General features: G+C 68.1%; 20 protein-coding genes. 13 read left to right on the top strand and 7 right to left on the bottom strand.

Going from position 1 to position 25,266, the window contains the following annotated elements; translation table 11 throughout:
* On the bottom strand, positions 1 to 1,248 hold a 1,248-nt coding region (locus D477_RS12755), incomplete at its 3' end, for a sensor histidine kinase (RefSeq protein WP_237740788.1).
* A 177-nt stretch (positions 1,249 to 1,425) separates the two neighbouring features.
* Here D477_RS12755 and D477_RS12750 point away from each other — a divergent pair.
* Together D477_RS12750 and D477_RS12745 are read left to right on the top strand one after the other, a co-directional pair.
* Positions 1,426 to 2,526 carry an ABC transporter permease gene (locus tag D477_RS12750; RefSeq protein ID WP_005269808.1) on the top strand — a complete coding sequence of 367 codons (1,101 nt, stop codon included), beginning with the start codon at positions 1,426 to 1,428 and terminating at the stop codon, positions 2,524 to 2,526.
* 59 nt (positions 2,527 to 2,585) lie between these two features.
* Positions 2,586 to 3,278 carry an ABC transporter ATP-binding protein gene (locus D477_RS12745; protein ID WP_005269807.1) on the top strand — a complete coding sequence of 231 codons (693 nt, stop codon included), beginning with the start codon at positions 2,586 to 2,588 and terminating at the stop codon, positions 3,276 to 3,278.
* Between the two features lie 29 nt (positions 3,279 to 3,307).
* Here D477_RS12745 and D477_RS12740 read toward each other — a convergent pair whose 3' ends face one another.
* From D477_RS12740 to D477_RS12730, 3 genes are all read right to left on the bottom strand, one after another.
* Positions 3,308 to 5,656: a hypothetical protein gene (locus D477_RS12740; RefSeq protein ID WP_043846880.1), complete on the bottom strand. Its 2,349-nt coding sequence runs from the start codon at positions 5,654 to 5,656 to the stop codon at positions 3,308 to 3,310.
* Positions 5,657 to 6,027: 371 nt separating this feature from the next.
* Positions 6,028 to 7,473, bottom strand: a complete 1,446-nt coding sequence (locus D477_RS12735; protein WP_005269805.1) for a phytoene desaturase family protein — start codon at positions 7,471 to 7,473, stop codon at positions 6,028 to 6,030.
* A complete protein-coding gene (locus D477_RS12730) occupies positions 7,470 to 8,948 on the bottom strand; it encodes a glycosyltransferase family 87 protein (protein WP_081608564.1) in 1,479 nt (492 codons plus the stop codon). Before D477_RS12730 ends, D477_RS12735 begins: the two co-directional genes overlap by 4 nt.
* A gap of 121 nt (positions 8,949 to 9,069) precedes the next feature.
* On the opposite strand from D477_RS12730, the gene D477_RS12725 reads away from it, so the two are divergent.
* The 6 genes from D477_RS12725 to D477_RS12700 are packed head-to-tail and all read left to right on the top strand — an operon-like array spanning position 9,070 to position 15,830.
* A complete protein-coding gene (locus D477_RS12725) occupies positions 9,070 to 10,263 on the top strand; it encodes an acylneuraminate cytidylyltransferase (protein ID WP_005269803.1) in 1,194 nt (397 codons plus the stop codon).
* Between the two features lie 17 nt (positions 10,264 to 10,280).
* Positions 10,281 to 11,180, top strand: a complete 900-nt coding sequence (locus D477_RS12720; protein ID WP_005269793.1) for an N-acetylneuraminate synthase family protein — start codon at positions 10,281 to 10,283, stop codon at positions 11,178 to 11,180.
* A gap of 12 nt (positions 11,181 to 11,192) precedes the next feature.
* A complete protein-coding gene (locus D477_RS12715; RefSeq protein ID WP_005269776.1) occupies positions 11,193 to 12,167 on the top strand; it encodes a glycosyltransferase family 2 protein in 975 nt (324 codons plus the stop codon).
* The gene (locus D477_RS12710; protein WP_005269775.1) at positions 12,164 to 13,546 is read left to right on the top strand and encodes a polysialyltransferase family glycosyltransferase; all 1,383 of its coding nucleotides are present in this window, start codon (positions 12,164 to 12,166) and stop codon (positions 13,544 to 13,546) included. The genes D477_RS12715 and D477_RS12710 overlap by 4 nt, the downstream gene beginning before the upstream one ends.
* Entirely contained in the window at positions 13,543 to 14,574 is a 1,032-nt protein-coding gene (locus tag D477_RS12705) for a hypothetical protein (protein WP_150110111.1), read from the top strand. Before D477_RS12710 ends, D477_RS12705 begins: the two co-directional genes overlap by 4 nt.
* Entirely contained in the window at positions 14,571 to 15,830 is a 1,260-nt protein-coding gene (locus tag D477_RS12700) for a DUF6716 putative glycosyltransferase (protein ID WP_005269773.1), read from the top strand. Before D477_RS12705 ends, D477_RS12700 begins: the two co-directional genes overlap by 4 nt.
* 73 nt (positions 15,831 to 15,903) lie before the next feature.
* Here the strand turns inward: D477_RS12700 and D477_RS12695 are convergent, their stop codons facing one another.
* Positions 15,904 to 18,147, bottom strand: coding sequence for a catalase (locus D477_RS12695; protein WP_005269772.1), 2,244 nt, complete (start codon positions 18,145 to 18,147; stop codon positions 15,904 to 15,906).
* 142 nt (positions 18,148 to 18,289) lie between these two features.
* Between D477_RS12695 and D477_RS12690 the strand changes: the two genes are divergently transcribed.
* The 5 genes from D477_RS12690 to D477_RS21260 all read left to right on the top strand — a co-directional run bounded on the left by D477_RS12690 (position 18,290) and on the right by D477_RS21260 (position 23,017).
* Complete coding sequence (locus D477_RS12690) at positions 18,290 to 19,345, top strand: DNA topoisomerase IB (protein WP_005269771.1); 1,056 nt, start codon at positions 18,290 to 18,292, stop codon at positions 19,343 to 19,345.
* A gap of 98 nt (positions 19,346 to 19,443) precedes the next feature.
* Complete coding sequence (locus D477_RS12685; RefSeq protein WP_005269770.1) at positions 19,444 to 19,866, top strand: hypothetical protein; 423 nt, start codon at positions 19,444 to 19,446, stop codon at positions 19,864 to 19,866.
* 81 nt (positions 19,867 to 19,947) lie between these two features.
* Positions 19,948 to 20,625, top strand: coding sequence for a DUF6766 family protein (locus D477_RS12680; RefSeq protein WP_005269769.1), 678 nt, complete (start codon positions 19,948 to 19,950; stop codon positions 20,623 to 20,625).
* 165 nt (positions 20,626 to 20,790) lie between these two features.
* Complete coding sequence (locus D477_RS12675; RefSeq protein ID WP_005269768.1) at positions 20,791 to 21,876, top strand: inositol-3-phosphate synthase; 1,086 nt, start codon at positions 20,791 to 20,793, stop codon at positions 21,874 to 21,876.
* Between the two features lie 52 nt (positions 21,877 to 21,928).
* Positions 21,929 to 23,017: an acyltransferase gene (locus D477_RS21260; protein WP_005269767.1), complete on the top strand. Its 1,089-nt coding sequence runs from the start codon at positions 21,929 to 21,931 to the stop codon at positions 23,015 to 23,017.
* 294 nt (positions 23,018 to 23,311) lie between these two features.
* Here the strand turns inward: D477_RS21260 and D477_RS12665 are convergent, their stop codons facing one another.
* Complete coding sequence (locus D477_RS12665; protein WP_043846878.1) at positions 23,312 to 23,686, bottom strand: hypothetical protein; 375 nt, start codon at positions 23,684 to 23,686, stop codon at positions 23,312 to 23,314.
* Positions 23,687 to 23,822: 136 nt separating this feature from the next.
* Positions 23,823 to 24,662, bottom strand: coding sequence for a glucose 1-dehydrogenase (locus D477_RS12660; protein WP_005269765.1), 840 nt, complete (start codon positions 24,660 to 24,662; stop codon positions 23,823 to 23,825).
* Positions 24,663 to 25,266 lie beyond the last annotated feature (604 nt).

The raw sequence follows: 25,266 nt of genomic DNA, 5'->3' as shown, positions 1-25,266 counted from the left end.
CCGCTCCCGCAGCGCGGTCAGCCCGTACCCGCCGCCGTCCGCCCGCGCGGAGGCGGCCTGCGGATCGAAGCCCGTGCCGTCGTCGTAAATGTCCAAGGTGACGTCCTCCTCCAGGTAGCTCAAGGTAACGACGGCGGTGCCCGCCTTCGCGTGCGCGAGGACGTTGGCGAGACTCGCCTGGGCCGCACGCAGCAGCGCGACCTCGTAGGGCGGCGGCAGCGGCTCGGCCTCCCCGTCCTGGCTGAACCGGCAGAGCAGCCGCTCGCCCAGCGCGGCGGCCTGGCGTTCCGTCGCCGCACACAGCCTGGCCAGGCTCCCGGCCAACGGACTTCCGCCGCCTGATGCGGGTTCAAGCTGCGGCGAGGACAGACCGCGGACAAAGCGCCGGGCCTCGGCCAGGTTCTCGGCCGCCGTATCGCGGATCAGCTCCAGCTGCCCGGCCGCCGCCTCCGTCCGCCCGGCGGCCAGTTCCGCCGTCGCGCTGCGGGACACCAGTACGATGCTGGAGAGCCCTTGGGCCAGGGTGTCGTGGATCTCCGCGGCGAGCCGCCCGCGCTCGGCGAGCACGCCCGCCTCGTGCTGGGACCTGGCCAGCTCCGTCCGGGTGCTGCGCAGTTCGGCGAGCGCCCGCCGCTGATTGACGCCGTCCAGGTAGAGCGCCCGGTAGGCCATGCCCATGAACACGGCGAACACCGCGCCGACCATGGGCCCGATCAGCATCGCCGGCTCGAGCCTGCCGTTGTGCCACCACTGCGAGGCGATCACGACGCCGGTCAGCACCGCGACCGCGACCACGGCGTGGGCCGTCCTGAGCACGTGCAGGTGCAGGAAGAACAGCGGGAAGGCCAGCCAGACGAAGCTGCCGCTGACCGCCACGAGCGCGGCCCACAAGAGGGTGACGACGGCGAGCCACCAGGGCGCGTAGCGGGCCGGATCGGGGCCGGTCCCGCCGGTGCTGTGACGCTTCTCCACCAGCGTCCCGGCCAAATAAACGGCGGCCAGCAGCACCGCTAGCGCCAGCGCCAGCCAGCTCGACGGTGCGTGCGGCGCGGCCGCCAGCGTGAGGACGGTACCGAACGCCAGCAGCCCGGCAAATCCCACGTGCAGCCCGACCCGCAGCACCCGCAGCACGAGCGCCCCGGCGGACACCGGCTCCGTTCGATGCAGGCCGGCGGACGGCATAGCGTCCGTCGGGTCCGGCGGCGCAGGCACCTCTGCCGGGTCCGCGGACGGGCTCTGGTCAGGCATCCTCCCAGCGTAACCAGCGCCGTCCGGCCGGGCATCCACCATTCGGTTGACTGCCGGATCAACCTTCCGCCGCCGCGCAACCAACCGCCTGCGCGATGTGTCCGCACGGCGCCCGCGGGAGGCTGGAAGCGGCTGCGGAAATTCCGGCACGCCGCTCATTTGAAAGAAGGTATTTCCGTGTTCCTGGCACTGCGGGACATCCGGTTCGCCAAGGGCCGCTTCGCCCTGATGGGCACCGTCGTGGCCCTGATAACCCTGCTGCTGGTCATGCTCTCCGGCCTGACCGCGGGCCTGGGCAACCAGTCCATTTCCGCCATCGCCAACCTCGCTCCGGCCGCCAATGCCATCGCTTTCGGCGCCCCGGCGGGCAACGAGCCCAAGGCGTCCTACACCGAGTCCCAGATCTCCGCGGCCCAGCTCGACGCCTGGCAGCAGGCCGATGGCGTGGCCCATGCCGAGCCGTTCGGCATCGCGCAGACTCGCCTCGCTGCGGGCGCTTCCACGAATGTCGCCGTCTTCGGCGTCGAGCCCGGCGGACGGCTGGCCCCGGCGGAGGTTGCGGAAGGTTCCGCGGTGCTCAGCCGCACCGCCGCCGAGGACCTGGGCACCGCCGTCGGCCGTTCCGTGGAACTGAGCGGCCGCACCTTCACCGTCGCGGCCATCGCCGAAGACCAGTGGTACTCGCACACCCCGGTGGTCTGGACAACTCTGAGGGACTGGCAGCGCGTGGCCCACATTAACGACGGCGGTGCCTCCTCCGGTCCGATCGGCACCGCGATTGCCGTGGAGCTTTCGGACGGCAAGGCCGACGGCGCCGCGGCCGCGGCAGCGAACGAAGCGGCCGGCACGGTCACCACCTCGGTCACCGGTTCTTTCCAGGCGCTGGGTTCCTACAAGAGCGAGAACGGCTCCCTACTGATGATGCAGGGCTTCCTGTACGGGATCTCGGCGCTGGTGATTGTGGCCTTCCTGACCGTGTGGACGATCCAGCGCACCCGGGACATCGCCGTGCTCAAGGCGATGGGCGCGACCGACCGCTACCTGCTGCGCGACGCGCTGACCCAGGCCGGGCTGGTCCTCGCCGCGGGCGCGATTGCGGGCGGTGCAGCCGGCGTGTTTGGCGGCTCGCTCGCCGCGCAGGCAGCGCCGTTCCTGCTCACGGCCGGCACGACCCTCGTGCCCATCGCCGGGATCGTGCTGCTCGGACTGGCCGGTGCTGCCCTCGCCGTCCGCCGCGTCACAAAGGTCGATCCACTGACCGCCCTCGGCGGCAACTGAATGCAACGCCCCTGCGTGCCGCCATCGTCATCCCCCACTAGCGAAGCAAAGGAACGCTCATGAACCCCGCCCTCAACCTCATTGACACCACACTGGAATACCGCGACGGCGACGGTACCCTCAAGGCGCTGGACCGCGTGAACCTCTCCGTGAAGTCCGGCGAGATCCTCTCGCTCACCGGGCCCTCCGGCTCCGGAAAGTCCTCGCTGCTGGCGGTCGCCGCCACCCTGATCCGCCCGACCTCCGGGCTGGTCCTGCTGGATGGGATCGACGCCACCGCACTGTCGGCGCAGGAGACCGCGGCGCTGCGCAGGGAGCACATCGGCATCATCTTCCAGCAGCCAAACCTCCTGCCCTCGCTCACCGCCTTGGAGCAGCTGCAGATCGCCGCCCATCTCCGCGGCGAGTCGCCGAAGAAATCCGGAACGCGGGCGCAGGACCTGATGGAGCTGGTGGGCCTGGCTGGAGCCGCCGGACGCCGGCCGCACGAGCTGTCCGGCGGCCAGCGCCAGCGGGTGAACATCGCGCGCGCTCTGATGGGCCAGCCCAAGCTCCTGCTCGTGGATGAGCCCACCGCCGCGCTCGACCATGAGCGCTCCGCCGCGGTGGTGGAACTGCTGGTGCGCGTGACCCGGGAGTTCAACGTAGCCACCCTGATGGTCACCCACGACACCGAGTACGTCCCGCTGACCGACGCCGAGGCCAGCATGCGCGACGGTCAGCTCACCGCCCCGCAAGCAATGGCCGCTTAGATCGGGACGCCCCCGCCCGCCGCAACCTCCTATTCGAACTCGACGGACAATTTATCGCCGTCGATCCGCACTATGGCGTCGAAGTACAGGTTGACGTCGTTCTCATGCTTCTCCCACTCGGGTTCGTCGTCGCCCCAGGCCACGTTTTGTTCGTAGGACACCGTGGCCTCGCCGCCAGCGGCATACAAACGCAGGTCCCCGTCCCGGCCTTCGTTCACCTGGTACTCGGGCTCAGTCTCCAGGCTCCAGCTGATCGAGCGATAGTCTTCCTCATCGCCCCACGAGAAGGCCGAGTTCGGGCAACCCTCCGGCTGGAACTCCTTCGCGGCGAGACATTTCTCCAGGTGAGCCGTAGCCTGGGCGATTGCATCGGTGCTGACGGCCTCGGTCAGGCCGGCTTCGAAGACGGCGCCGGCCCCTCCGGATTCGGCTGGAGAGGCCGAGACCGTGACAGGCTGTTCGCTTCCGTAGCTGATGTACTTGGATCCCTGGGGAGGCTCGACGATATAGGTTCCGGGGAAGACTGGCAGGACAGCCGCTTCTGGTGCGAACATCCCATTGCCTTCAGGGACGGGAATGTCGACCTGCACCCCGTTGACGGTAACGCTGGACTGACCCTCGGGCAGCTGAATGGACATATTCCAGTCGGCCCCCGAGACCATCCGCCATTCGTTGAAGAGCACTGCGGCCGTTCCCGCCTTCTCCAAGACAAAGGTCAGCGGCGTCGACTTCGTATCCTGCACCAGCTCCGCCTCGATCATGGCCGTGCCACCCTCGATCGACACGTCCCGTATGGTGTAGCTGCTGATCCGGTCCTCGGAGGCGCTGAAGATCTCGTTGCTGAGGAGCACGCGCTCGGCCGAAGCAACATTTGGGTCAAGGATCTGGGTGGCCGTACCGGCATCTCCGTCGCGCAAGGCATCGAGGTAGCGTTCCACCTGCCGCTCCGGCGCGAACACCGAATTGGCGAGGACGTTGTACGCGACGACTCCAACAATGACGAGGACGGCCGCACCACCGGCCACGGCAGCCCCTACCTTCAGTCGCTTCTTCGCCGCCGCGCTCAGTGGTTGCGGCTGCTGTGCGGCGTCCTGCACCACTGGGACACCCACGGGATGCGCGTAGGTTTCGTTCAAACCCGGCGCTGCCGCGGCTGCCGGAGCTTCCGCAAAACCAGGTGCCGGAGCATGCTGCACGGTCCGGCCCTTGGCAAGTTTGGCCCGCAGTCCCGCAGGGATCGCCGGGACGAGCCACGGAGCGACGTACCGGGAGGACGCTTCTAACGCCGCGCCCCAGATGCCCAGGATCAGGAAGAACCAGGGAGCCAAGCCAACCCCACCGGAGAAGGAACCCAGGAATCCACCGTTGGCCCTAAAGACCAGGGCGCTGAGGAGGGTGACCAGTCCGCCGCCAGCCAGATATGCAGCCGGCAACAGCAGCCAGGAATGCCATGCCGACAATGCCTCCGGGCGGTTGTCGCGCCGGAGTTGCCAGATGGCAGAAGCCGCCACGGCGAGGAGGAGCGCCAGCAGGACCAGAAGCAGGATGCTCCACCACGGCAACTCGGGCACGCCGGCCCCTACTGGTCCCTCGGGAACGGTAAAGGTGGACAGGTGGCCTATTCCGAAAGCCCATGTGGCTGCTGTCGGCAACCACAGTGGCGCCGTCAGGGCAGCGGCCACACCGCCCTGGATTATGCTCCAGACGAAGAGGCCCAGCCCCGCCAGCCCGGCGTAGGCCACGAAGTGCCATGCGAACAGCTGGCAGGCCGGCAGCAGGCTGGCCAAGGGCGGCCAGGAGGCGGCAGGCGCTGTACGACGGGCATGGAAGATCCGTCCCCACCAACTGGTGAAAGTGCCGAGAACCAGCGGACCAAAGAACAGTCCTACGGATACGGAACCAACATGGAGCGTCGTCCCTAACTCGGCTGACTGCAAAGTGAACAGCAGCCCGAAGACCAAAGCAATCATGGCCAGCGAGAGCCCGGACACTGCAGACAGCAGCCACCGCTTGCCCGCACCTGCAGCAGGGGCCCGCCGCTCCGACAAGTATCCGAAACTCCATTGCGCCGCTGCTGCCACCGCTGTCAGCGCCAAGGGCAGAAACCAGAGGGTTCCTCCGAACTCGATCGGAGCGCCGAAGAAGCTCGACTCCAGCCGCACTTCGAGCGTCCCCATCAGTGCCATGCCGGCCAGCAGGAACGGCAGGCTGAGAATGGCCCAGAAGTCGCTTGGCATGGGCGCCGAGCCGGCGTAATTCTGCGTCAGGTCCTCGATGCCGGACCCGGATGTCCCCAGCGCCGCGCCCAACGCTGCCAGCAGGAGCACAGCCACTGCGGCCAGCACTGTGGCCCCATACGCCGCGGCGCCAGCGGCCACAGATCCGAGCCACTGCCGAGGCTCCAAGACGCGCTTGGAACCGACTGATGGAAACAGGCCCTGCGGTCCTTGCGGGGGCAACGGCGGCTCCCCTCCCCGCGGCCCTTCCGGCCCTTTTGGCTGTGGTTCGGAACCGGCTAGGCGGCCAGGTGCCGCGTGCGGGCCGGCCTGTTCAACGTTGTTGCTGGTCAAAGTCATCCCCTTGGTAATAACGAGACTGAAGTGCGCAGTGATAGAGCTCGGGTGGTTACACGTTTCACACCCTAGTTGCGGCCACTGACAGGACTGCCCTGCTATGGGTGAACCTGTGGAAAACAACAGGGACGATTGAAATTACGGCCGCAAAGCTCCGGGCCCGTTAGCCCTCCGACTTACGGCGCGAGCGACGGCATCGGGAGCCGGAAGACGTCCTTCAGTGCGAGCCGGGCGGCGTGGTAGCCGGCCATGCCGTGGACCCCGGGGCCGGGCGGGGTGGCGGCCGAGCAGAGATACACTCCGCCGAGCGGCGTCTGCCAGGGCTTGGTGCCGGGGACGGGCCGGGCGAGGAGCTGGCGGACATTCACGGCGCCGGTGCCGAAGTCGCCGCCGACATAGTTGGCGTTGTAGCGCTCGTATTCCATGGCGGTCATGCCCTGCGAGGCAACAACGACGTCGGAGAAACCGGGCGCTGCTTCCTCCAGTTGCGCGGTGATCACCTCGGTCATGTCCAAGGTCGAACCCTGCGGAACATGGCAGTAGGTCCAGAGCACGTGGTGCCCGGCAGGGGCACGGGACGGATCGAAGGTGCTGGGTTGGGAGACCAGCACGAAGGGCTTTTCGGAATGCTGCCCGCGGGCGATTTCGCGCTCTGAGGCGGCAACTTCGTAGCGGGTGCCGCCGAGGTGCACCGTCCCTGCCTTGGCGAGTTCGGGGTTGGCCCAGGGCACCGGCCCGGAGAGGATGAAGTCCAGTTTGGCCGCCCCTGGGCCATAGCGGTAGGAGCTGAGGGCCTTGGCATAGGCCCGTGGGAGCCGTCCGCCGGAGAGCCGGACCAGCTCCTGCGGGGAGGTGTCGAGCAGGATGGCATCGGCAGCGGTGAGCTCGGCCAGGGAGTCGATCCGGTGCCCGGTGACGACTTTCCCGCCGTGGGCCACCAGGTCATCGATCAGGGCCCGAATGATCGCTTGTGAGCCTCTGGCCGGGATGGGATAACCGACCGCATGGGCCAGCGACCCGAGCATCAGGCCGGCACCGGAGGCGACCGGTCGCTGCAGGCCCCCGGGGGTATGCGCCGCAACGCCGGCAAGCAGAGCCGGCGCGAAGTATTCCTTGAACCGCATATCCCACCAGGGGCTGCCCTGCTCCAGCGCCCGCAGCCCGTAACGCAGGACGGAGACGGGATGCCGCGGTATGCGGAGCAACTGGTTCATGGTCAGGTCGAGCACCTCGCTAGACCGGGCAACCAGCGGTTCCATCAGCGCACGATAAGCCTCCCCGTCCACTCCCAGCCGCTCGGCCGTCCGGTCCAGGTCGCGGTGGGCGAAGGCAACGTGGTCGGGCCGGACGACATGCGCGAACGCGATCTCGGGGTTGATGAGCTCCACGCGCTCGGTCAGGCCGAATTCGCGGAAGAACGGGGCGGCTACTGCCATCGGATGCACGGCAGAGCATACGTCGTGCCAATGGCCCGGCTCGATTGCTTCGATAGTCCGGGCGCCGCCACCCGGCGTAGGGGCACTCTCAAAGACCGTGACATCGAGCCCGGCCCGGGCAAGGATGACCGCTGCAGCCAAGCCGTTGGGGCCGGCGCCGACCACTGCCGCCTGTCCGCCTGTCATTTCTTGTCCTGCCTTTCCGCCTGAACTGCCCGTGCCGTCTGGACCCGATCCTGCCGTGTGTTCCTGTGAAGGACAAACCGGTCCGGCATGCCGGCGAACGGCCCGCCCTGCGGATCATCGGTATCGAGCCTGCGCACTACGTCGTGGTCCGGTTCCAGCATGCCCCGGGCGACCTTCACGGTCAAATATGCCGTCGCGGCAATATGTCCGAGAACGGCGAGGACATAGTAGGGAGTGTCGATATTGTGCTGCTGCTCCCCGCCACCGGTAATGCGGCCCAGGTACATCCAGATGGCCCACCAGTGCAGCACTTCGAAGAACTGCCAGATCAGGAAGTCCCGCCAACGCGGGTGGGCCAAGGCGGCGAGGGGGACCAGCCAGACGACGAACTGCGGAGAGTAGACCTTGTTGGTCAGCACGAACGCAACAACGATGAGGAAAACGATGCTGGCAAGGCGAGGACGCCGGGGAGCCGAGAGAACCAGCAGGGCGATGGCCAGGCACGCACCTAGGAAGAGCAGCAGCGACAGCGCATTGACGGCACCGGGCCCCAACTGTGGCAGGCCGCCACGTTCCGCCGTGACGTTGTAGGCGTACCAGAGTGAGGAATAGCCAGCGTCGCGGTCCCGGGTATAGCCGAGGAAGTACGACCAGGACGCGAAACCGGAAACCATGAACGGCACGTTGACCAGCAGCCAAGTGGCTCCGGCCGCTCCTGCCGTCACCAGCAACGGGCGAGACCTGCCGGTGCGGATGGCCAGCAGCAGGATGGCGCCGAGCAGCAGGACCGGATACACCTTCAATGCGGTACCCAGGCCGATCAACGCCCCTGCAGCCGCCAGCTGCCCGCGGGCGAAACACAGCATGGCCAGAGCCAGCACCATCGCCGGCCAGAGATCCCAGTTAATCGTCCCGGCCAGCACTACGCCGGGAGCCAGTGCGACCATGGCTGCATCCCAGGGCCGCCGGTGGCTCATCCGTGCCGTCGCGACCACCGTGACAATCCAGACCACGGCCACGAGCGTGGCATTGATGTCGAAGTAGGCCAGTGCCCGTTCGGGCGAAGCCCCATTGCCGGGCACGAGGAGCGCGGTCACTCCGGCCAGCAGGCCCATCAGCACGGGATACTCGAAGGCGCTCCCCGGCGTCACGAACGGGAAAACGCCTTCCGCCAGGCCGCGGGCTTCGAACAGCACCGGCCAATCCGAATAGCAGGCCATATAGAAGTCGTCGGGCATGGTCCAGCCAGCCACCCGGCACGGGGTCTTCACCAGCACTGACAGCAAGGCCGCCACCGTGGTCAGCAGGATCAGGACCCGCTCCACCGTGAAGAAGCCCGGCTCCACGATGCCAGGTGCGGTGCGTTTGCCGAGCGGGCCGCCCAATGGCTCCGTGAACCGCCGGAGAAGAGGATCGTTCCGGCTGGGCACCACGATGCGCAGCGGCAGGCGGCGGCGCTGGGAGGGCCCTGGCATGCACCCACCTTACTGTCGGTCCTTGGTGAACGCCGCAGGTTAACGAAACGTTGACTGGAGCTCACTTTCCTGTAACCGGAAACACCCCGTCCGGCCATAGAGGCTCCCTACCGTTGACGCAATGAGCATTACCCACCCCCATGAAGTGCTGGTGGTGATCCCCGCCCGCGGCGGTTCGAAGGGGATCCCCTTCAAGAACCTGAAACCTGTGGCCGGACGGTCCCTGGTGGCCCGCGCCGTGGAAGCGGCGCGCGGTGCTGCCTGGGTGACGGACGTCGTCGTTAGCACGGATTCAGCCGATATCCGGTTCGAGGCCGAACGCTTCGGCGCCCGCGTGATCGAGCGCCCGGACGAACTGTCCGGTGACACTGCGACCAGCGAATCGGCCGTGCTGCACGCCCTGGAGAACACGTCCGGCACGCCTGCGGTCACGGTGCTGATGCAGTGCACCTCGCCGTTCATCGACCCGGCGGACCTGGACGCGGCCATCGGCAAAGTGCTCGACGGCGGTGCGGACGTGGCGTTTTCCGTCGCCGAAAACCACAACTTCCTCTGGGCCAGGAACGACGCCGGTGCCGTCACCGCGGTGGGGCACAGCGCGGACTTCCGGCCGCGCCGGCAGGACCGGGAACCGCAGTACCGCGAGACCGGCGCCTTCTACGTGATGCGCACCGAGGGCTTCCTGGCCCGGCGGCACCGCTTCTTCGGCACCCTCGAGTTCCAGGTGGTTCCGGCCGAGCATGCGATCGAGATCGACTCGCTCGAGGACCTGGAAATCGTCCGCGCGATGGACTCGCGTCCGGAATCCACCGAAGTGGACGTCGATGCCCTGGTGATGGACTTCGACGGCGTCCACACCGATGACCACGCCCTCGTGAACTTCGAGGGCGAAGAGTTCGTCCGGGTCAGCCGCTCGGATGGCATGGGGGTGGCCCGGCTGCGCCGCGCCGGAGTGCCCCAGCTGATTCTCTCCACCGAAACCAATCCGGTGGTGACCGCCCGGGCGAACAAGCTCGGGGTCGACGTCGTCCAGGACGTCGCAGACAAGGCCGCGGCAGTGACCGAATGGATCACGCTGCGCGGCCTCGATCCCGAACGTGTTGCCTTCGTGGGCAACGACGTCAACGACCTGCCCGCCATGGGCCGGGTCGGTTGGCCGGTGGCCGTGGCGGATGCCCGGCCCGAGGTCAAGGCTGCCGCACGCGTGGTGCTGCAGCATAACGGCGGCGAAGGCGCAGTCCGCGAAATCTGCGAACGCGTCCTCGCCGCGCAACCGGCAGCCGAACCGGCCGCCGCAGCAATTCAAACCCGATGACAGAAAGAGCTTCGCTGATGACCACCGAAACCACCGCCCCCGCCCCGGCCCCCGTCGCCATCGGCGATGTCCAGGTCGGCGCCGGCCAGCCCGTCTATGTGATCGGCGAGATCGGCATCAACCACAACGGCGACATCGAAATCGCCAAGCAGCTGATCGACGTTGCCGCGGCCGCCGGCGCCAACGCCGTGAAGTTCCAGAAGCGCACCCCGGAGATCTCCACCCCGGCCGACATGCGCGACAAGATGCGCTCCACCCCGTGGGGCGAAATGACCTACCTGGACTACCGCTACCGCGTCGAGTTCGACATGCCGATCTACCAGAAGCTCATCCAGCACGCCGCCGACAAGGGCCTGCACTGCTTCGCCTCCCCGTGGGACGTCCCCTCGGTCGCGTTCATGGAGGAAGCCGGCGCCCTGACCCACAAGGTCGCCTCCGCCTCCGTCACCGATATCGAACTGCTGACCGCCCTGCGCGAGACCGGCAAGCCGATCATCCTCTCCACCGGCATGTCCACCATCGAGCAGATCGACAAGGCCGTGGAAACCCTCGGCACCGACAACCTGATCCTGATGCACGCCACCTCCACCTACCCGCTGCCCCCGGAGGAGGCCAACCTGCGGATGATCACCACGCTGCAGGAGCGCTACCAGGTGCCGGTCGGCTACTCGGGCCACGAGCGCGGCCTGCAGATCTCCCTGGCCGCCGTCGCCCTCGGCGCGGTCACCGTGGAGCGCCACATCACCCTGGACCGCACCATGTGGGGCTCGGACCAGGCCTCCTCGCTGGAGCCCAAGGGCTTCGAGTCGCTGATCCGCGACATCCGCATCCTCGAAGACGCCATGGGCGACGGCGTCAAGAAGGTCTTCCCGGGCGAGCTCGCGCCGCTGTCCCGCCTGCGCCGGGTGGACGGCTAAGGTCGAAGCCATATGAACCAGCCATTACTGAGCGTCATCGTCCCTGCGAAAGACCAGGCACCCTTCATCCGTGATTCGATGACCAGCCTGGCCCGCCAGTTCGATGATCCCTCCGTAATGGAAGTCATCGTCATCGATGACGGTTCAACCGACGGAACCGGGGAGCTGGCTGCCGCCTTCACCAGCCAGCTCCCCGGCCTGAAGATCCTCCGCAACGAAGCCGCCACCGGCGTCGCCTCCGCCCGCAACAAGGGCCTGGACGACGCCACCGGCCGCTACGTCACCTTCCTCGACCCGGACGACTGGTACGCCCCGGGGCACCTGGCGAAAATCACCGGCGAGATCGCCGAGCTGGGCGTGGACTTCCTGCGGGTCGACCACATCCGGCACACCAACGGGGTGCGCACCATCCACAAGGCGCCCCAGGCCCGCCGCGGCGTCCGGCTGGATCCCCGGGACAGCATCGCCCCGTACAACGCGTCCACCATGGTGGACTACTGCTTCCCGCCGTTTGGAATTTTCGACGGCGGACTCAAGGATGCGGGCATGCTCCACTTCCTGGACGGCCGGCATACCGCCGAAGACCGCCCGTGGGTGTGGCGGCTGCACCTGAAGGCGGAGTCCTACGCCGTGAGCCGCCAGCTCGGCGCTTTCTACCGCCGCGGCGTGGCCAGCTCCCTCACCCAGGTTTTTGACCGCCGCCAGCTCGACTTCCTGCCCTGCTTCTCCGAGGTCTTCCGGCTGGTGGCCGAGGATCCCGAGGCCGAGCGCTTCTGGGCCAAGGCCGCCCGGCAGTTCCTGGCCATCGCCTGCCATCAGCTGGGCCGCTCCACGGAGATGGACAAGGCCTACCGCTCCGAACTGCACAGCGGCATCGCCGGGGTCCTGAACAGCCTGCCCGCGGACGTTTCCGCGGAAGCCTTGGCTACGCTGGACAGCAAACGCCGCCAGCTGCTCAAACCTGTGCTCAGGAGCGCCGCCGCATGAAAGAACTCTTCGTCGTCTCGACGCTGTACCAGTGCATCTCGCTGGCCTCGGCCATCGACAGCGGGGACATCCCGGACCACGGCGCCGAGCGCATCCTGGTGCTCAACAACAGCGCCCTGATCCCGGAAGTTTCCGTCCCGTTCCACGAAGCCCCCGGCTTCGCGGAAGCAGCTTCCCGGTTCGACCGCACCGTTGACCTGAGCGCCCTGCTGTGGCCGCGGCGCCCGGGCCAGTTCAACCCCCGGGCCGAGGAGCTCGACGTCTGGGAGAAGCTGCTGCGCTCGGAGTGGGACCTGGGCAGCGACCGGCTCGCGCTGTTCGTGGAGTCCATCCAGGTCAATCCCGCCGTCGCGCTCTGCCGGATCTTCGCGGACGCGGCCATCCACGTCCATTCCGACGGCCTGATGAGCTACGGCCCCACCCGGAACCCGCTGGCCCGCGACCTGGCGCAGCGGCTGGACTCGCTGATCTACGTGGACCTGGTGCCGGGACTGGTGCCGCAGCTGCTGCGCGAGCATGCTCCGCGGCTGATCCCGGTCAGCCGCGACGCCCTCCGCCAGGGCATGGAAGAGCTTGCCCGGGCGCTGCCGGACGACGCGGAAGCCCCGGCCGCAGTCAGCGGAACCCCCGCCGCGAAGCTGCAGCAGCACCGCGCAGCGGAGGACGCCGCCGGCACCGCGCTGATCCTGGGCCAGTACCTGTCCGAACTCGGCATCCTCTCCACCGAGGAAGAGATCGAGCTGCACCGCGGCATGCTGCAGAAGGCCACGGACCGCGGCATCCGGCACTGCATTTTCAAGCCGCACCCAAGCGCCGGCCCCGGTGCGGTGACCTCGATCCAGGCCGCCGCCGTCGAACTGGGAATGGAGCTGCAGGTGCTCACCTCCAGCAGCCCGGCCGAGGTTGTCATGCAGCGGCTGCAGCCGGACCTGGTAGTCAGCTGCTTCTCCACCGCGCTGATGACCGCGAAATACCTGTTCGGGATCGAAGCCGCAGCCGTCGGCACCGAGATCCTGCTGGAGCGGCTGACGCCGTACCAGAACAGCAACCGGATCCCGGTCACCGTCATCGACGCGCTGCTCGAACGCGGCTACGCTGCACCTGCGGACGCCGGTCCTGCCGCCCCGCTGCAGCAGCTCGTCGAGGCCGTCTCCTACTGCATGCAGCCGGACACGCTCGCCCTGGCCCGGCCCGCCGCCCGGGCTTTCCTCGCCGGTGCCCAGGACACCGGGGATATGCGCTACTTCAAGCGCCGCCGGCTGACCAAGCTGGAGCTGCCCGGCGCCCTGCCGGCCGGCAAGGTGCTCCGCCCGCTGGGACGGGTGCGCCGCGCCGGCGCGCGCCGGGTCAAGCGAGTCCTGACGGCGCTGGCCAAATGATGCAGGAAATCCTCCCTACGATGCTCGTGGCGCGGCCGCGGTTCGGCCGGGCCATAGTCTGGGCCGAATCCCCGCTGCAGCTGCTCAGCGCGGTGGAAGCGCACGGCGCCGGATTGCTGGGCACCGAGACGGTCATCCACCCGCGCGGTGATGCTGTGGGCATGGACGCCACGCTGGCTTCGCTGATGGAGCGGGTCCCGGCCGGCGTGCGCTTCGCCGAGCCGGCGTCCGCGGTTCCGCAGCTGCGGGTTCCCGGGCTGGACCGCTGGGTCATGGGGGATGCCTACTCCGGCAAGGCGCAGGCCGAACTGCTGCGCGGCACCGGGGACAAAGAGATCGTGATTCTCGACGACGGACTGGCCACGCTCAAGCTGCTGGCCATGCTGGTGAAGGATTCCCCCGCTCCGCTCGTCCGCCCGCGCGCCGCGGCCTCCGCCTCGCGCAAGGCACTGGGCCTGGCGCTCTGGTTCCTGCTGCGCCGGCTGGCCCGCCAGAACCGGCTGCTCGTCATCACCGCGCTGCCGGTGCCGCTGGAGCTGGAGCGGCGCTTCCGGGCGATCGGCGGCCAGCTGGAGCGGCACGGGTTCGAATGGCTTGGCACGCAGCCGGTGACCGAGGAAATTACCGAACCCACCGTCGTCGTTGGTTCCGCAATGGCGGCGGACGGCCTGATCCGCGAGGAGCCCTACCTGGCCTGGGTCGAGTCGCTGACCGAGGACGGGCCGGTTGGCTATTTCCCGCACCGCCGCGAGACGCCCGAGTCGCTGGCCAAGCTGGCCGGGCACCCGCTGATCCACGTCAAGGAACACACCGTGCCGGTGGAGATGCGCCTGCGCGGCCTGCGCCCCGGCCAGACCGTGCGCGCCCTGCCGTCCACTGTGCTAGCGTCGCTGCGGCTGATCCTGGGTCCCAACGGCGTCCCGCTGAAGGGCCACGCCGTGCCGGACAGCTGGTGGCTGCCCGGCACGTCGGACGCCCTGCGCCGGCACCTGAGCAGCTCCCTCGATGACAGCGGGTACCCGGCATGAGCACCCCAGCCCTGCCTAGCGGCGCGAAGTACCGAATCGTCGCCGTCGCGGACAGCGATTCCTACCTCAAGTTCGCCTGCGCCACGCTGGACGGCCTCGGCCCCGAGTGGGAGCGCGAGGTCCTGCTGGTCCGCTCGCCCATCCAGCCGACCCTCGAACAGGTCACCGCCGCCACCGCCGGAACGTTCTGCGCCGGCCGGGCCACCAAGGTGATTACCGCTTCCGGCCTGCGGACCGCACTGGCGGGCGCCGACGTCGTGCTTGCCGCCGCCACCGGCCCCGTGGTCGAGGAGATCTACCTGCACGCGTCCACGCTCTCCCCGCGGCCGGCGCTGGTGTCCGGGCTGCCCGGCGTCGCCTTCCCGGCCACCAAGAAGGCGCTGCGCTACCGAGCGCTCGGCGACGCGTTCATCACGCACAGCCACGCCGAATCCCGGGCCTTCAGCGACCAGATCGAGGAGCTCGGCCAGCCGCAGCGCATCCTCGTGTCCCGGCTGCCGTTCCTGTCCTCGCCCGGGCAGCCGGTGCAGGACGAGACGAAGCTGCAGCGCGTGGTGTTCGCGCCGCAGGCCAAGGTGCCGGTGGAGAAGGACGAGCGGATCGCCATCCTGCAGGCGCTGGCCGGACTGGCCCGGCGCAGCGGCTTCACCGTGCGGGTCAAGCTGCGGGCCTGGGCGGGCGAGCCGCAGACCCACCTGGAGCAGTATCCGTTCGACGAGCTCTGGCACGAGCTGGTGAATTCCCACGCGGTGGCCGGCCACGAGCTGGAATTCTGCACCGGCTCGATGGCCGAGCAGCTCACCCCGGGCACCGCCATGGTCACGGTCAGCTCCACCGCCGCCCTCGAGGCGCTCGACGCCGGCCTGCCGGTGCTGATCCTCTCCGACTTCGGCGTCAGCGACGAGATGCTCAACAAGGTCTTCGACGGCTCGGGCCTGCTCGGCACCCTCGCGGACCTGAAGGCCGGCCGCTTCTTCCAGCCCGAGCAGAGCTGGCTGCGGGACAACTACTTCCACAAGCAGGACGTGCCGCTGGGCCACGTGCTGGCCATCTACGCCGGCTGGGCGCGGGCCGGCAAGCTCGGCGTGGACCGGGACCGGCTGGCCGCCTCCCGCAAGCGGCGGCTGCGGATCCGCCTGCGCACGCTGCTGCCCGGCCCCGCGCTGAAGGCCATCCGCTGGGCCCGGAAGCTGCAGTCGGACCAGGCCAACCAGCGGATGCAGGCGGACCAGACGGCGCACCAGCTGCCCGCCTGACGGGCCTGACCCGCCTGCCTGCCTGCCGGGTGGACGGTCCGACCCGCTGGACCGTCCACCCGACCTCGCCGGCTCAGGCGCCCTCGCGCAACCGGTCTCCTTCAGCGCCGGCCGGGAAACGCTCCCAGACCCGGTGCGTGGCCAGCAGTTCGGCCATCCGCTCCAGCACTTCCGGACCTTCACCAAGTACGACGCCGGCTGCATCCTCGGGTACGGAGGCTGCGGCCAGTGCCTGGCCGGCATGGTCCCAGCCGCCGATCGGCTTGCAGTGCCGGTACGCCTCGGCCAGCAGCAGGCTGACCCGCGGGTCGATGCCCGGGTAGCCGGTGGGATCGCCCGCCTTCGCGTCCAGTCCCGGGGCGGCATCCGTGGCCGGAGCGGCGGAGCCGGCAACCACGACGGCGTCGAACTCCACGGAACGCGCCGTCAGGTAGGTCCGCTGGACCGGCAGGCCACCGGGAAGCTTGCCGCCCTGCGGCGCGATGATCAGCGGCACCATGCCGCCGGCGTGGATCGCCTCGCGGGCCTTCGCCAGCGCGTCCTCATCGCTCGCCTCGTCCGCCACGATGCCCACGGTCCGCCCGGCCAGCGGCCAGGTTCCGCGCAGCTGGGACAGCGCCGGGCTCGGCTCCGGCTCGGCCAGCTCCACCGTCGGCGCGGGAGCCTGAAGCCCCAGGCCGGCGGCCACCTTGGCGCAGAGGTCGCCGTCGATATTGGCCAGGGCCTGCAACTGCCGCTTGCGGACGTTCTCCTCGTAGCACTTGCCCAGCTCAAAGGTGTAGGCCTGCGCCACGTGGTCCTGCTCCACCGGCGCCAGCGACTTGTAGAAGAGCCGCACCTGGCTGAAGTGGTCGTCGAAGCTGGCCGGCTTCTCCCGCCGCTTGGCAGAGGCCGGCAGTTCCTGCGGAACCTCGATGTAGGTGCTCATGTCCTCGCCCGCAAGGAAGGGACAGCCGCCGTCGAGCGAGTTCGGCCGGTACGGCGCCACTCCGGCATGCACCGCACTCTGGTGCATCCCGTCGCGGAGCATATCGTTGACCGGAGCCTGCGGGCGGTTGATCGGAAGCTGCGCGAAGTTCGGCCCGCCCAGCCGGGTGAGCTGGGTGTCCAGGTAGGAGAAGAGCCGCGCCTGCAGCAGCGCGTCGTTGGTGACGTCGATCCCCGGGACCAGGTGGCCGGGGTGGAAGGCCACCTGCTCGGTCTCGGCGAAGTAGTTGGTCGGATTGGCGTTCAGCGTCATCGTGCCGATCACCTGCACCGGGGCCAGCTCCTCCGGCACGATCTTGGTCGGATCCAGCAGGTCGATGCCCTCGAACGTCTCGTCCGGCGTGTCCGGGAAGGTCTGGATGCCCAGCTCCCACTCCGGGAAGGCCCCGGCCTCGATCGCGTCCGCCAGGTCCCGGCGGTGGAAGTCAGGGTCCGCGCCGTTGACCATCAGCGCCTCCTCCCAGACCAGCGAATGGACGCCCTGCTTCGGCTTCCAGTGGAACTTCACCAGCGTGGTCTCCCCCGCCGCGTTCTGCAGCCGGAAGGTGTGCACGCCGAAGCCCTCCATTGTCCGGTAGGAGCGCGGGATGCCGCGGTCCGCCATGAACCACATGGTGTGCGCCTGCGCCTCGGTGTGCAGCGAGACGAAATCCCAGAACGTGTCATGCGCGCTCTGCGCCTGCGGAATCTCCCGATCCGGGTGCGGCTTAGCCGCGTGCACGACATCCGGGAACTTCAGGCCGTCCTGGATGAAGAACACCGGAATGTTGTTGCCCACCAGGTCGAAGGTGCCCTCGTCCGTGTAGAACTTGGTGGCGAAGCCGCGGGTGTCCCGCGCCAGGTCCGCCGAACCGCGCGAGCCCACCACGGTGGAGAACCGGACAAAAACGGGGGTTTCGACGCCGGACGCCAGGAAGCCTGCCTTCGTCACTCCCGCGGCGGCACCATTGGCAACGAACACGCCGTGCGCGCCGGCGCCGCGGGCGTGGACCACACGCTCCGGAATCCGCTCGTGGTCGAAGTGCATGATCTTCTCGCGCAGGTGATGGTCCTGCAGCAGGATGGGACCGCGTGGCCCGGCCTTCAGGGAGTGGTCGGTCTCGTAGAGCCGGGCCCCTTGCGCCGTCGTTAAATAGGCACCGCTCTGGCTGTTCAGCGACTTCTGCGCTCCAGTCGGAGAGCCGGTCGGCGTGACCATCTCCGGAGCATCCTGGTCCGGTTTCGGCGGCAACGGCTCGCGCGGCTCGGTGGGCTCGGCGAGCGCCGGAGGCTCAACGCCGGGCGAGCCCGGGATGGGTACTTCGTTGGCTGGCGTGGTGTTCGTCGACATAGTCGTCTGCCCCTTTCGCTGGACCGGTGTCGGTCGGCGCGATCGCGCCCTGTTCCGCACCCTACTAGAGTTAGTAAGCAAGCTGAATAACTTGGCTGGGACCCATGGATCTGCGGTCCACGCGTCGAGGATGAGGAGAGCGGTGGCCACACAGGAAGGCAAGCCGGCACGGAAACCCCGGCTGCGCCGCAGCAACTGCAACATGCCCGGCATCACGCGCCGCCGCCGGGGCAAAGGCTTCAGCTACAGCGCGGGCGACGGCAGCCGGGTCGGGGACCCGGAAACCCTGGAGCGGATCCGCCAGCTCGCCATCCCGCCGGCCTGGCGCGATGTCTGGATCAGCCCCGCCCCCAACGGGCACATCCAGGCCACCGGCGTGGACGATGCCGGCCGCCGCCAGTACCTCTACCACCCCCGCTGGCGGGAGCTGAAGGACCGCGAGAAGTTCGACCGCGCGCTGGACTTCGCCGACACCCTGCCCCGCGCCCGCCCCGCCGTGACCCGGCTGCTGCGCGGGGACGAGCCGACCGAAGAGCGCGCCTACGCCGCCGCCTTCCGGCTGATCGACGAGGGCTCGCTGCGGATCGGCAACGAGGAGTACGCCCAGACCAACAACTCCTTCGGCGTCACCACGCTCCAGGTCCAGCACGTCCGGCTGCAGGGAGACAAGGTTGAACTGGACTTTCCCGCCAAGAGCGGCCAGCAGTGGAGCGCCGTGATCGAAGACAAGGACCTGGCCAACGCCCTCCGGCCGCTGCTGCAGCGCGGCCCCGAAGAGCAGGCCCTGGCCTTCCAAACTGACGACGGCGAGTGGTCGCCCATCAGCTCGGCAGGCCTCAACGACTTCATTCGGGAGCAGTGCGGCGGCGACTTCACTGCCAAGGACTTCCGCACCTGGCAGGGCACCGTCGCCGCCGCCCTCGCCCTGGCCGAGCACGCCCCCGAACGCAAGAGCGAAACAGCGCGCAAGAAGGCAACCAGCGCGGCTGCCGGCAAGAAGGCCATCAGCGCGACCGCCCGCAAGAAGGCCGTCGCCGCCGCCATGCGCGAGGTCGCCGAGGTGCTCGGCAACACGCCTGCCATCGCCCGCAAGTCCTACGTCGATCCGCGCGTCGTGGACCGCTTCATGAACGGGGAAACGCTCGACGCCGGCAGCTACCGGGCGGCGGAACGTTCCCTCCGCGACCTCATCACCTAGGGCCCACTATCGGTTCCGCCGCGGGATTTCCGGCCGACTTTCCTACCCGATTGGCTGGAGCGAAGTACGGTTAGGACAAAGCGCGAGGAGGCTTACGTATGGATCCACAAGCCCACCGGACCCGCGCACCCCTGGCGGGTGCCGGCGTCGTACTTGCCCTGCTGCTGGCCGGCTGCAGCAGCCTCAATCCCGGCACCAGCGACGCCGCGGACACCGCCGCGCAGTTCCACACCGCGCTCTCGTCCGGTGACGCCCAGGCGGCCTGCTCGCTGCTGGCGCCCGGCACCGTGGAGAAACTCGAGGACGGCTCGGACGGCAGCTGCGCGCAGAAGCTCGGCCAGCTGCAGCTCGACCCGGCCTCGGCGGTGCAGCAGAGCCAGGCGTTCGGCAGCAACGCGCAGGTCCAGCTGGATGCGGACACGGTCTTCCTGACGCTCTCCGGCGACCGCTGGAAGATCACCGCCGCCGGCTGCACGTCCCGCGGCGAGAAACCCTACGACTGCGAAGTGGAGGGAGGCTGACATGAGGTGGGCATTCTGGATCTGCCTGGGCGCCATCGCCCTGGGGCTGGCCTACATGTTCGTGATCGGGGTGATGGCCCGATGAAGCACAATCCGTTCCTGACCAACGGGCTGAGCATTGCGTTCGGCCTGCTCTTCGCGTTCTCGCTGATCGGGCAGGCCTTCTCCGGGCTGGCCTACTTCAACGAGCAGCAGATGGCGTCCGAACTGGAGCCGGTGGGTTTCTGGCAGTACGTGACGTCCTCCAGCTTCGCCGTGGACGTCGCGGAGAACTGGCAGTCCGAGTTCCTGCAGTTCCTGCTGTTCATCTGGCTCACGGTCTGGCTGGTGCAGAAGGGCTCGCCGGAGTCGAAGGAGATCGAGAAGCGCGGCACCCAGTCGGACAAGGACCAGCTGGTCAGAGGATTCGCCCAGCCGGACTCCCCGAAGTGGGCCAAGGCCGGCGGCTTCAGGACCAGGATCTTCTCCAACTCCCTGGCCCTGGTCATGGGCGGCATCTTTGTGGGCTCCTGGCTGGTGCAGTCCGTCGCCGGCTTCAGCGCCTTCGCCGAGTCGCAGCTGGCGAACCTGCAGGACCCCGGAACCTGGGGCGAGTACCTCGGCTCACCCGAGTTCTGGAACCGCACGCTGCAGAACTGGCAGTCCGAGTTCCTCGCCGTGTGGTCCATGGTGATCCTCTCGGTCTACCTGCGCCAGCGCGGCTCGCCCGAGTCCAAGCCGGTCGGCGAGCCGCACGACTCCACCGGCGCGAGTAATTAGGCACCCGGGCGCGGTGCGCACCAAAGCCTGCGCTCCGCCGTCGTACTTGCAACAATTGCCCGCGGGAATGGCCGCCGTCTGATGAACGTTGGGTAACAAAGTAAACTGGAGAGGTTGCGTGCCCTCGGTCGGCGCGGCATTACAGGATTTTTGTTAAGGAGAACCGTGGCAGAGAACCCCATCCGGGTCGCGATCGTCGGCGTTGGCAACTGTGCGGCTTCGCTGGTGCAAGGCGTCCACTACTACCGGGACGCTGATCCGGAGTCCACCATTCCCGGGCTGATGCACGTGCAGTTCGGCCAGTACCACGTCAACGATGTGCAGTTCGTTGCGGCGTTCGATGTGGACAGCAAGAAGGTCGGTCTGGACCTGGCGGACGCCATCGGCGCGAGCGAGAACAACACCATCAAGATTGCCGACGTGCCGGAAACCGGCGTGAAGGTCCAGCGCGGCCACACGCTGGACGGCCTGGGCAAGTACTACCGCGAGACCATCGTCGAGGCGGACGAGGATCCGGTGGACGTGGTCGCCGCGCTGCGGGCCGCCAAGGCCGACGTGATGGTCTGCTACCTCCCGGTCGGCTCCGAGCAGGCCGCGAAGTTCTACGCCCAGTGCGCGATCGACGCTGGCGTGGCGTTCGTGAACGCGCTGCCGGTCTTCATCGCCGGCACCAAGGAGTGGGCGGACAAGTTCACCGCCGCCGGCGTGCCGATCGTCGGCGACGACATCAAGAGCCAGATCGGCGCCACCATCACCCACCGCGTCATGGCCAAGCTGTTCGAGGACCGCGGCGTCACGCTGGACCGCACCTACCAGCTCAATGTCGGCGGCAACATGGACTTCAAGAACATGCTCGAGCGGGACCGCCTCGAGTCCAAGAAGATCTCCAAGACGCAGGCCGTCACCTCCAACACCTCGGCCGAGCTGGGCGCCGACGACGTGCACATCGGCCCGTCCGACTACGTCTCCTGGCTTGATGACCGCAAGTGGGCGTTCGTGCGGCTTGAGGGCCGCAACTTCGGCGATGCCCCGGTCTCGCTGGAGTACAAGCTCGAGGTGTGGGACTCCCCCAACTCCGCCGGCGTCATCATCGACGCCGTGCGCGCCGCCAAGATCGCCCTGGACCGCGGCGTCGGCGGGCCGATCCTGTCCGCCTCCAGCTACTTCATGAAGTCGCCGCCGGAGCAGTACAACGACGACCTCGCCCGCGAGAAGGTCGAGGCCTTCATCCGCGGCGACATCGAGCGCTGACCTGACATGAGCCCCCGCGCCAGATCCACCCGGCGCGGGGGCTTTGCGCGCCATGACCCGGAACACCCAAGCCATCCCGACCGCCGCCACGCGCCAACGGAACTATGCGCTGGACATCCTGCGCATCGTCAGCATCCTCGGCGTCGTCGCCATCCACGCGTACGGCGAGATCGCGGGCAATGACGAGCTCCGCGGCCAGGCGCAGTGGCTCGCCGCGGCCGTCATCGACATCGCGTTCATCTGGGTGGTTCCGGTCTTCGTGATCATCTCCGGCACCCTGACGCTCGCGCCGCGCGCCCACCGCGACGGCGCCCTCGCGTTCTACCGCAAGCGGGCCCTGCGGCTGCTGCCGGCGCTCGTCTTCTGGCACCTCGTGTACATCTTCGTCGGCCGCGGCCTGCTGCTTCACCAGCCCCTCGAGCCCGCCGCCCTCGCCGCCGCCGTGTTCGACACCAAGCTCGCCCCGCACCTGTACTTCCTCTGGCTGATCCTCGGCCTGTACCTGGTGGCGCCGCTGCTCGCCCGTTTCCTCCAGCACGTCAGCGTGCGGACCGCGGCACTAACGACGGCGGGTGTCCTGGTTTTGTGCCTGGCCGCCTTCAGCGCGCAGGCCGTGAGCATCGAGTACGACCTCGGCTGGCGCTATCCGTGGAACGCCCTGACGCAATGGGTCCCCTACACCGGCTACTTCCTGGCCGGCTGGGTCCTGGCCCAACCCAACCTCAGCAAAAGGACCGCCGCCCTCCTCGGAGGCACCGCCGTCGTACTTTCCGCCTTCAACATCTGGCACTGGATCAACCGCGACACCACGCCCCTGCTGAACATCCTCACCCCGTCCAGCTACCTCGGCCTCGGCGTCATGGCCGCCGCCCTCGCGATCTTCGCCTCCGCCTACCACCTGCTCCGCGGCTGGCAGCCCCCGCCCGCCGTCGCGAACGCCCTGACGGCGCTCTCGAACGCCTCCTTCGGCGTCTACCTGGCCCACTACCTCATCCTGCTCTGGCTCACCACAGCAGTCTTCAATAACGACGGCGAACCCACCCTGGCCCTCGTCACCCTCAAATTCGCCATCGCCGCCCTCGGCTCCTTCGCCCTCTCCCTCGCCGCCCTCCGGATCCCCGGCCTGCGAGCGCTCGTCTGACCCCGCGTACTCGTCCAATCCCACGGCCCCACCAGACATCGCAGCCCTCCGGGTCCCGGCTGCCCGCAACCAAGAAGCCCCCCGAAGGACCCGGGGAGGACCACAGCCGCTTCAATGAGCGGCAGGTGCAATAGGCGCATCACGCCGCCTCCCGGATCCCGTCGAGGGACTCCTACCCCTATTGTCTGCGGTACTTGAGTCCTGTCAATCCCCTGTATCCATTTGGTAGGCCCCACCTTCAACGCCCGGGCAAAAACGGGACCGCTCGTCCGTGGAAGACGTGCTTCACGCGCGTCATCCCCTGTAATCTTCCTCTGCCACGCCCGAGCCAGCCCGGCTTCTTCGGGATGCGTCGGTCCAAGTGGTGACGATGATTGCTCCAAGCACAGCTGCTCCCGCGTGCGCGTACAGCAGCAGCATTGCAGCATGGGCTTGCTCGTTCGTACTGCCCGGCTCGTCCGTGGGAGAGGTTATGGCCAGCAACTCCTCATGATGCTCGCCCGGCAGCGGGATCAGGACGAGGCCCGAACCTCCCGATCCCACCAAGGCTGTGAACAGCAAATGCAGGATCTGCTGGCAGGCCGCCGAGAGCAACAGGACCGCGCCGAACGGCAGCCGGACAAGCGATGCCAGCGTGGCACCGAGCACGGCCAGCGACGTGAGACCCAACAGGACCGGTATGGCCGGTAGTGGACTCCCAACTACGGCGTGCGCTGCAGCAGCCAAGCCAACCATCAGGGCACCGGCTCCGGCAGCCCGTGCGGGACCTCGACATCGCCACCCGACCCCGGCCGCGCCCATCCGGTCAGAGGATTGGACGACCACCGGTCACCGCGACACGGGCACCGGAAATGTAGCTGCCGTCGTCGGACGCGAGCAGGACGTAGGTGGGCGCCAGCTCGGCCGGCTGCCCCGCCCGGCCCAGCGGCGTGTCCTCACCAAAGGACTCCACCTTCTCCGGCGGCATCGTCGAAGGGATCAGCGGCGTCCAGATCGGACCCGGGGCCACGCTATTGACCCTGATGCCCTTTTCGCCCAGCATTTGGGCCAGACTCGCAGAGAAGTTCGCAATGCCAGCCTTCGTTGCCGCGTACGGCGCCAACGTTGGGTTCGGCATGTCGGAATTCACCGACGAACTCCCGATGATGGAAGACCCGGGCCGCATATGGGGCACGGCCGCCTTCACCAAATGGAACATGGCCCCGATGTTGACCTTGAACGTGTAGTCCCACTCCTCGTCACTGATCTCGTCCAACGACTGGTGTGTCATCTGGTAAGCGGCATTGTTGACCAGGATGTCGATCTTGCCGAACTCCTCGACCGCGGTATCGATGATCTTGCGGCAATGCTCCGCAGTGTCCAGGTCGCCGCGGACCAGCACCGCCCGCCGTCCGGCCTCTTCGACCAGCCGCGCCGTGTCCTGCGCGTCCTCGTCTTCGCTGAGGTAGGAAATCAGGACGTCGGCGCCCTCACGAGCGAAGGCTATGCCGACCGCCCGTCCGATTCCGCTGTCTCCGCCGGTGATGACCGCGGCCTTGCCCGTGAGCTTCTCCATGCCGCGATAGCTGTTCTCGCCACAATCGGGAACCGGCGTCATCCGCTTCTGCTCGCCCGGAACCTCCTGCTGCTGCGCTGGCTGACCCATCGTGACCCCTTCCCTGAACGCCGGAGACCTATCTCTTATCACCATATTGCAAGCAGGCTTACTATCGTGGTTCCATTGTGAACTTGACGGGAGAGTACCTGCACTCAGGTCGCCAACCAACGCCACGACGTGCACAGCACGGCTCCCAGGATCCGCAGGGGTGGGGCCGGCAGCTGACATATTCACGCTTATCGGCCCAAGGTGGTTAGTGCCCTCAAGCAAGACTTGGGCGGCCATCAAGTCGTACCATCACTTCCGCCAGGCGTCCGTCCTGAAGACTTGGCGGAACTTCTGAACCATAAAGGCGGCCGACCGTGCCATCAAAGGCAGCGCCGGCGAAGGGCCCCGGACTTCGATGCCGAAGCACAAACCCCGCAATGTGGCCGAGTGCTGCTGCAACTGGCCCAGGCTGTTCCACAACCTGGCCCGCCCGATATGCCAAGCGTGCCGTCTGCTACCGCGCGCACTGCTTGTCGCCGCCATCCTGCGATTGCAGTGATTCTCAGGGGCTCTACCCGAGTTCGCGCTTCCCTTGTCGCCCGCCGTGATCCATGTCATAATTGAACGCATGCGTTCATAAAGTGAACATAAGCCCGAGAAGGCT

Origin of the sequence: Arthrobacter crystallopoietes BAB-32, assembly GCF_000328305.2 — a bacterium.
In the GTDB taxonomy this organism is placed as follows: Bacteria; Actinomycetota; Actinomycetes; order Actinomycetales; family Micrococcaceae; genus Crystallibacter; species Crystallibacter crystallopoietes_A.
Note: the sequence above shows the minus strand (reverse complement) of the source record. Positions and strands in the feature narration are given on the sequence as shown.

Coding starts and splice junctions, on each gene's coding strand:
- D477_RS12745 (WP_005269807.1), top strand. CDS start 2,586: ATGAACCCCGCCCTCAACCTCATTGACACCACACTGGAATACCGCGAC.
- D477_RS12735 (WP_005269805.1), bottom strand. CDS start 7,473: ATGACAGGCGGACAGGCGGCAGTGGTCGGCGCCGGCCCCAACGGCTTG.
- D477_RS12730 (WP_081608564.1), bottom strand. CDS start 8,948: ATGCCAGGGCCCTCCCAGCGCCGCCGCCTGCCGCTGCGCATCGTGGTG.
- D477_RS12725 (WP_005269803.1), top strand. CDS start 9,070: ATGAGCATTACCCACCCCCATGAAGTGCTGGTGGTGATCCCCGCCCGC.
- D477_RS12720 (WP_005269793.1), top strand. CDS start 10,281: ATGACCACCGAAACCACCGCCCCCGCCCCGGCCCCCGTCGCCATCGGC.
- D477_RS12715 (WP_005269776.1), top strand. CDS start 11,193: ATGAACCAGCCATTACTGAGCGTCATCGTCCCTGCGAAAGACCAGGCA.
- D477_RS12710 (WP_005269775.1), top strand. CDS start 12,164: ATGAAAGAACTCTTCGTCGTCTCGACGCTGTACCAGTGCATCTCGCTG.
- D477_RS12705 (WP_150110111.1), top strand. CDS start 13,543: ATGATGCAGGAAATCCTCCCTACGATGCTCGTGGCGCGGCCGCGGTTC.
- D477_RS12700 (WP_005269773.1), top strand. CDS start 14,571: ATGAGCACCCCAGCCCTGCCTAGCGGCGCGAAGTACCGAATCGTCGCC.
- D477_RS12695 (WP_005269772.1), bottom strand. CDS start 18,147: ATGTCGACGAACACCACGCCAGCCAACGAAGTACCCATCCCGGGCTCG.
- D477_RS12685 (WP_005269770.1), top strand. CDS start 19,444: ATGGATCCACAAGCCCACCGGACCCGCGCACCCCTGGCGGGTGCCGGC.
- D477_RS12680 (WP_005269769.1), top strand. CDS start 19,948: ATGAAGCACAATCCGTTCCTGACCAACGGGCTGAGCATTGCGTTCGGC.
- D477_RS21260 (WP_005269767.1), top strand. CDS start 21,929: ATGACCCGGAACACCCAAGCCATCCCGACCGCCGCCACGCGCCAACGG.
- D477_RS12660 (WP_005269765.1), bottom strand. CDS start 24,662: ATGGGTCAGCCAGCGCAGCAGCAGGAGGTTCCGGGCGAGCAGAAGCGG.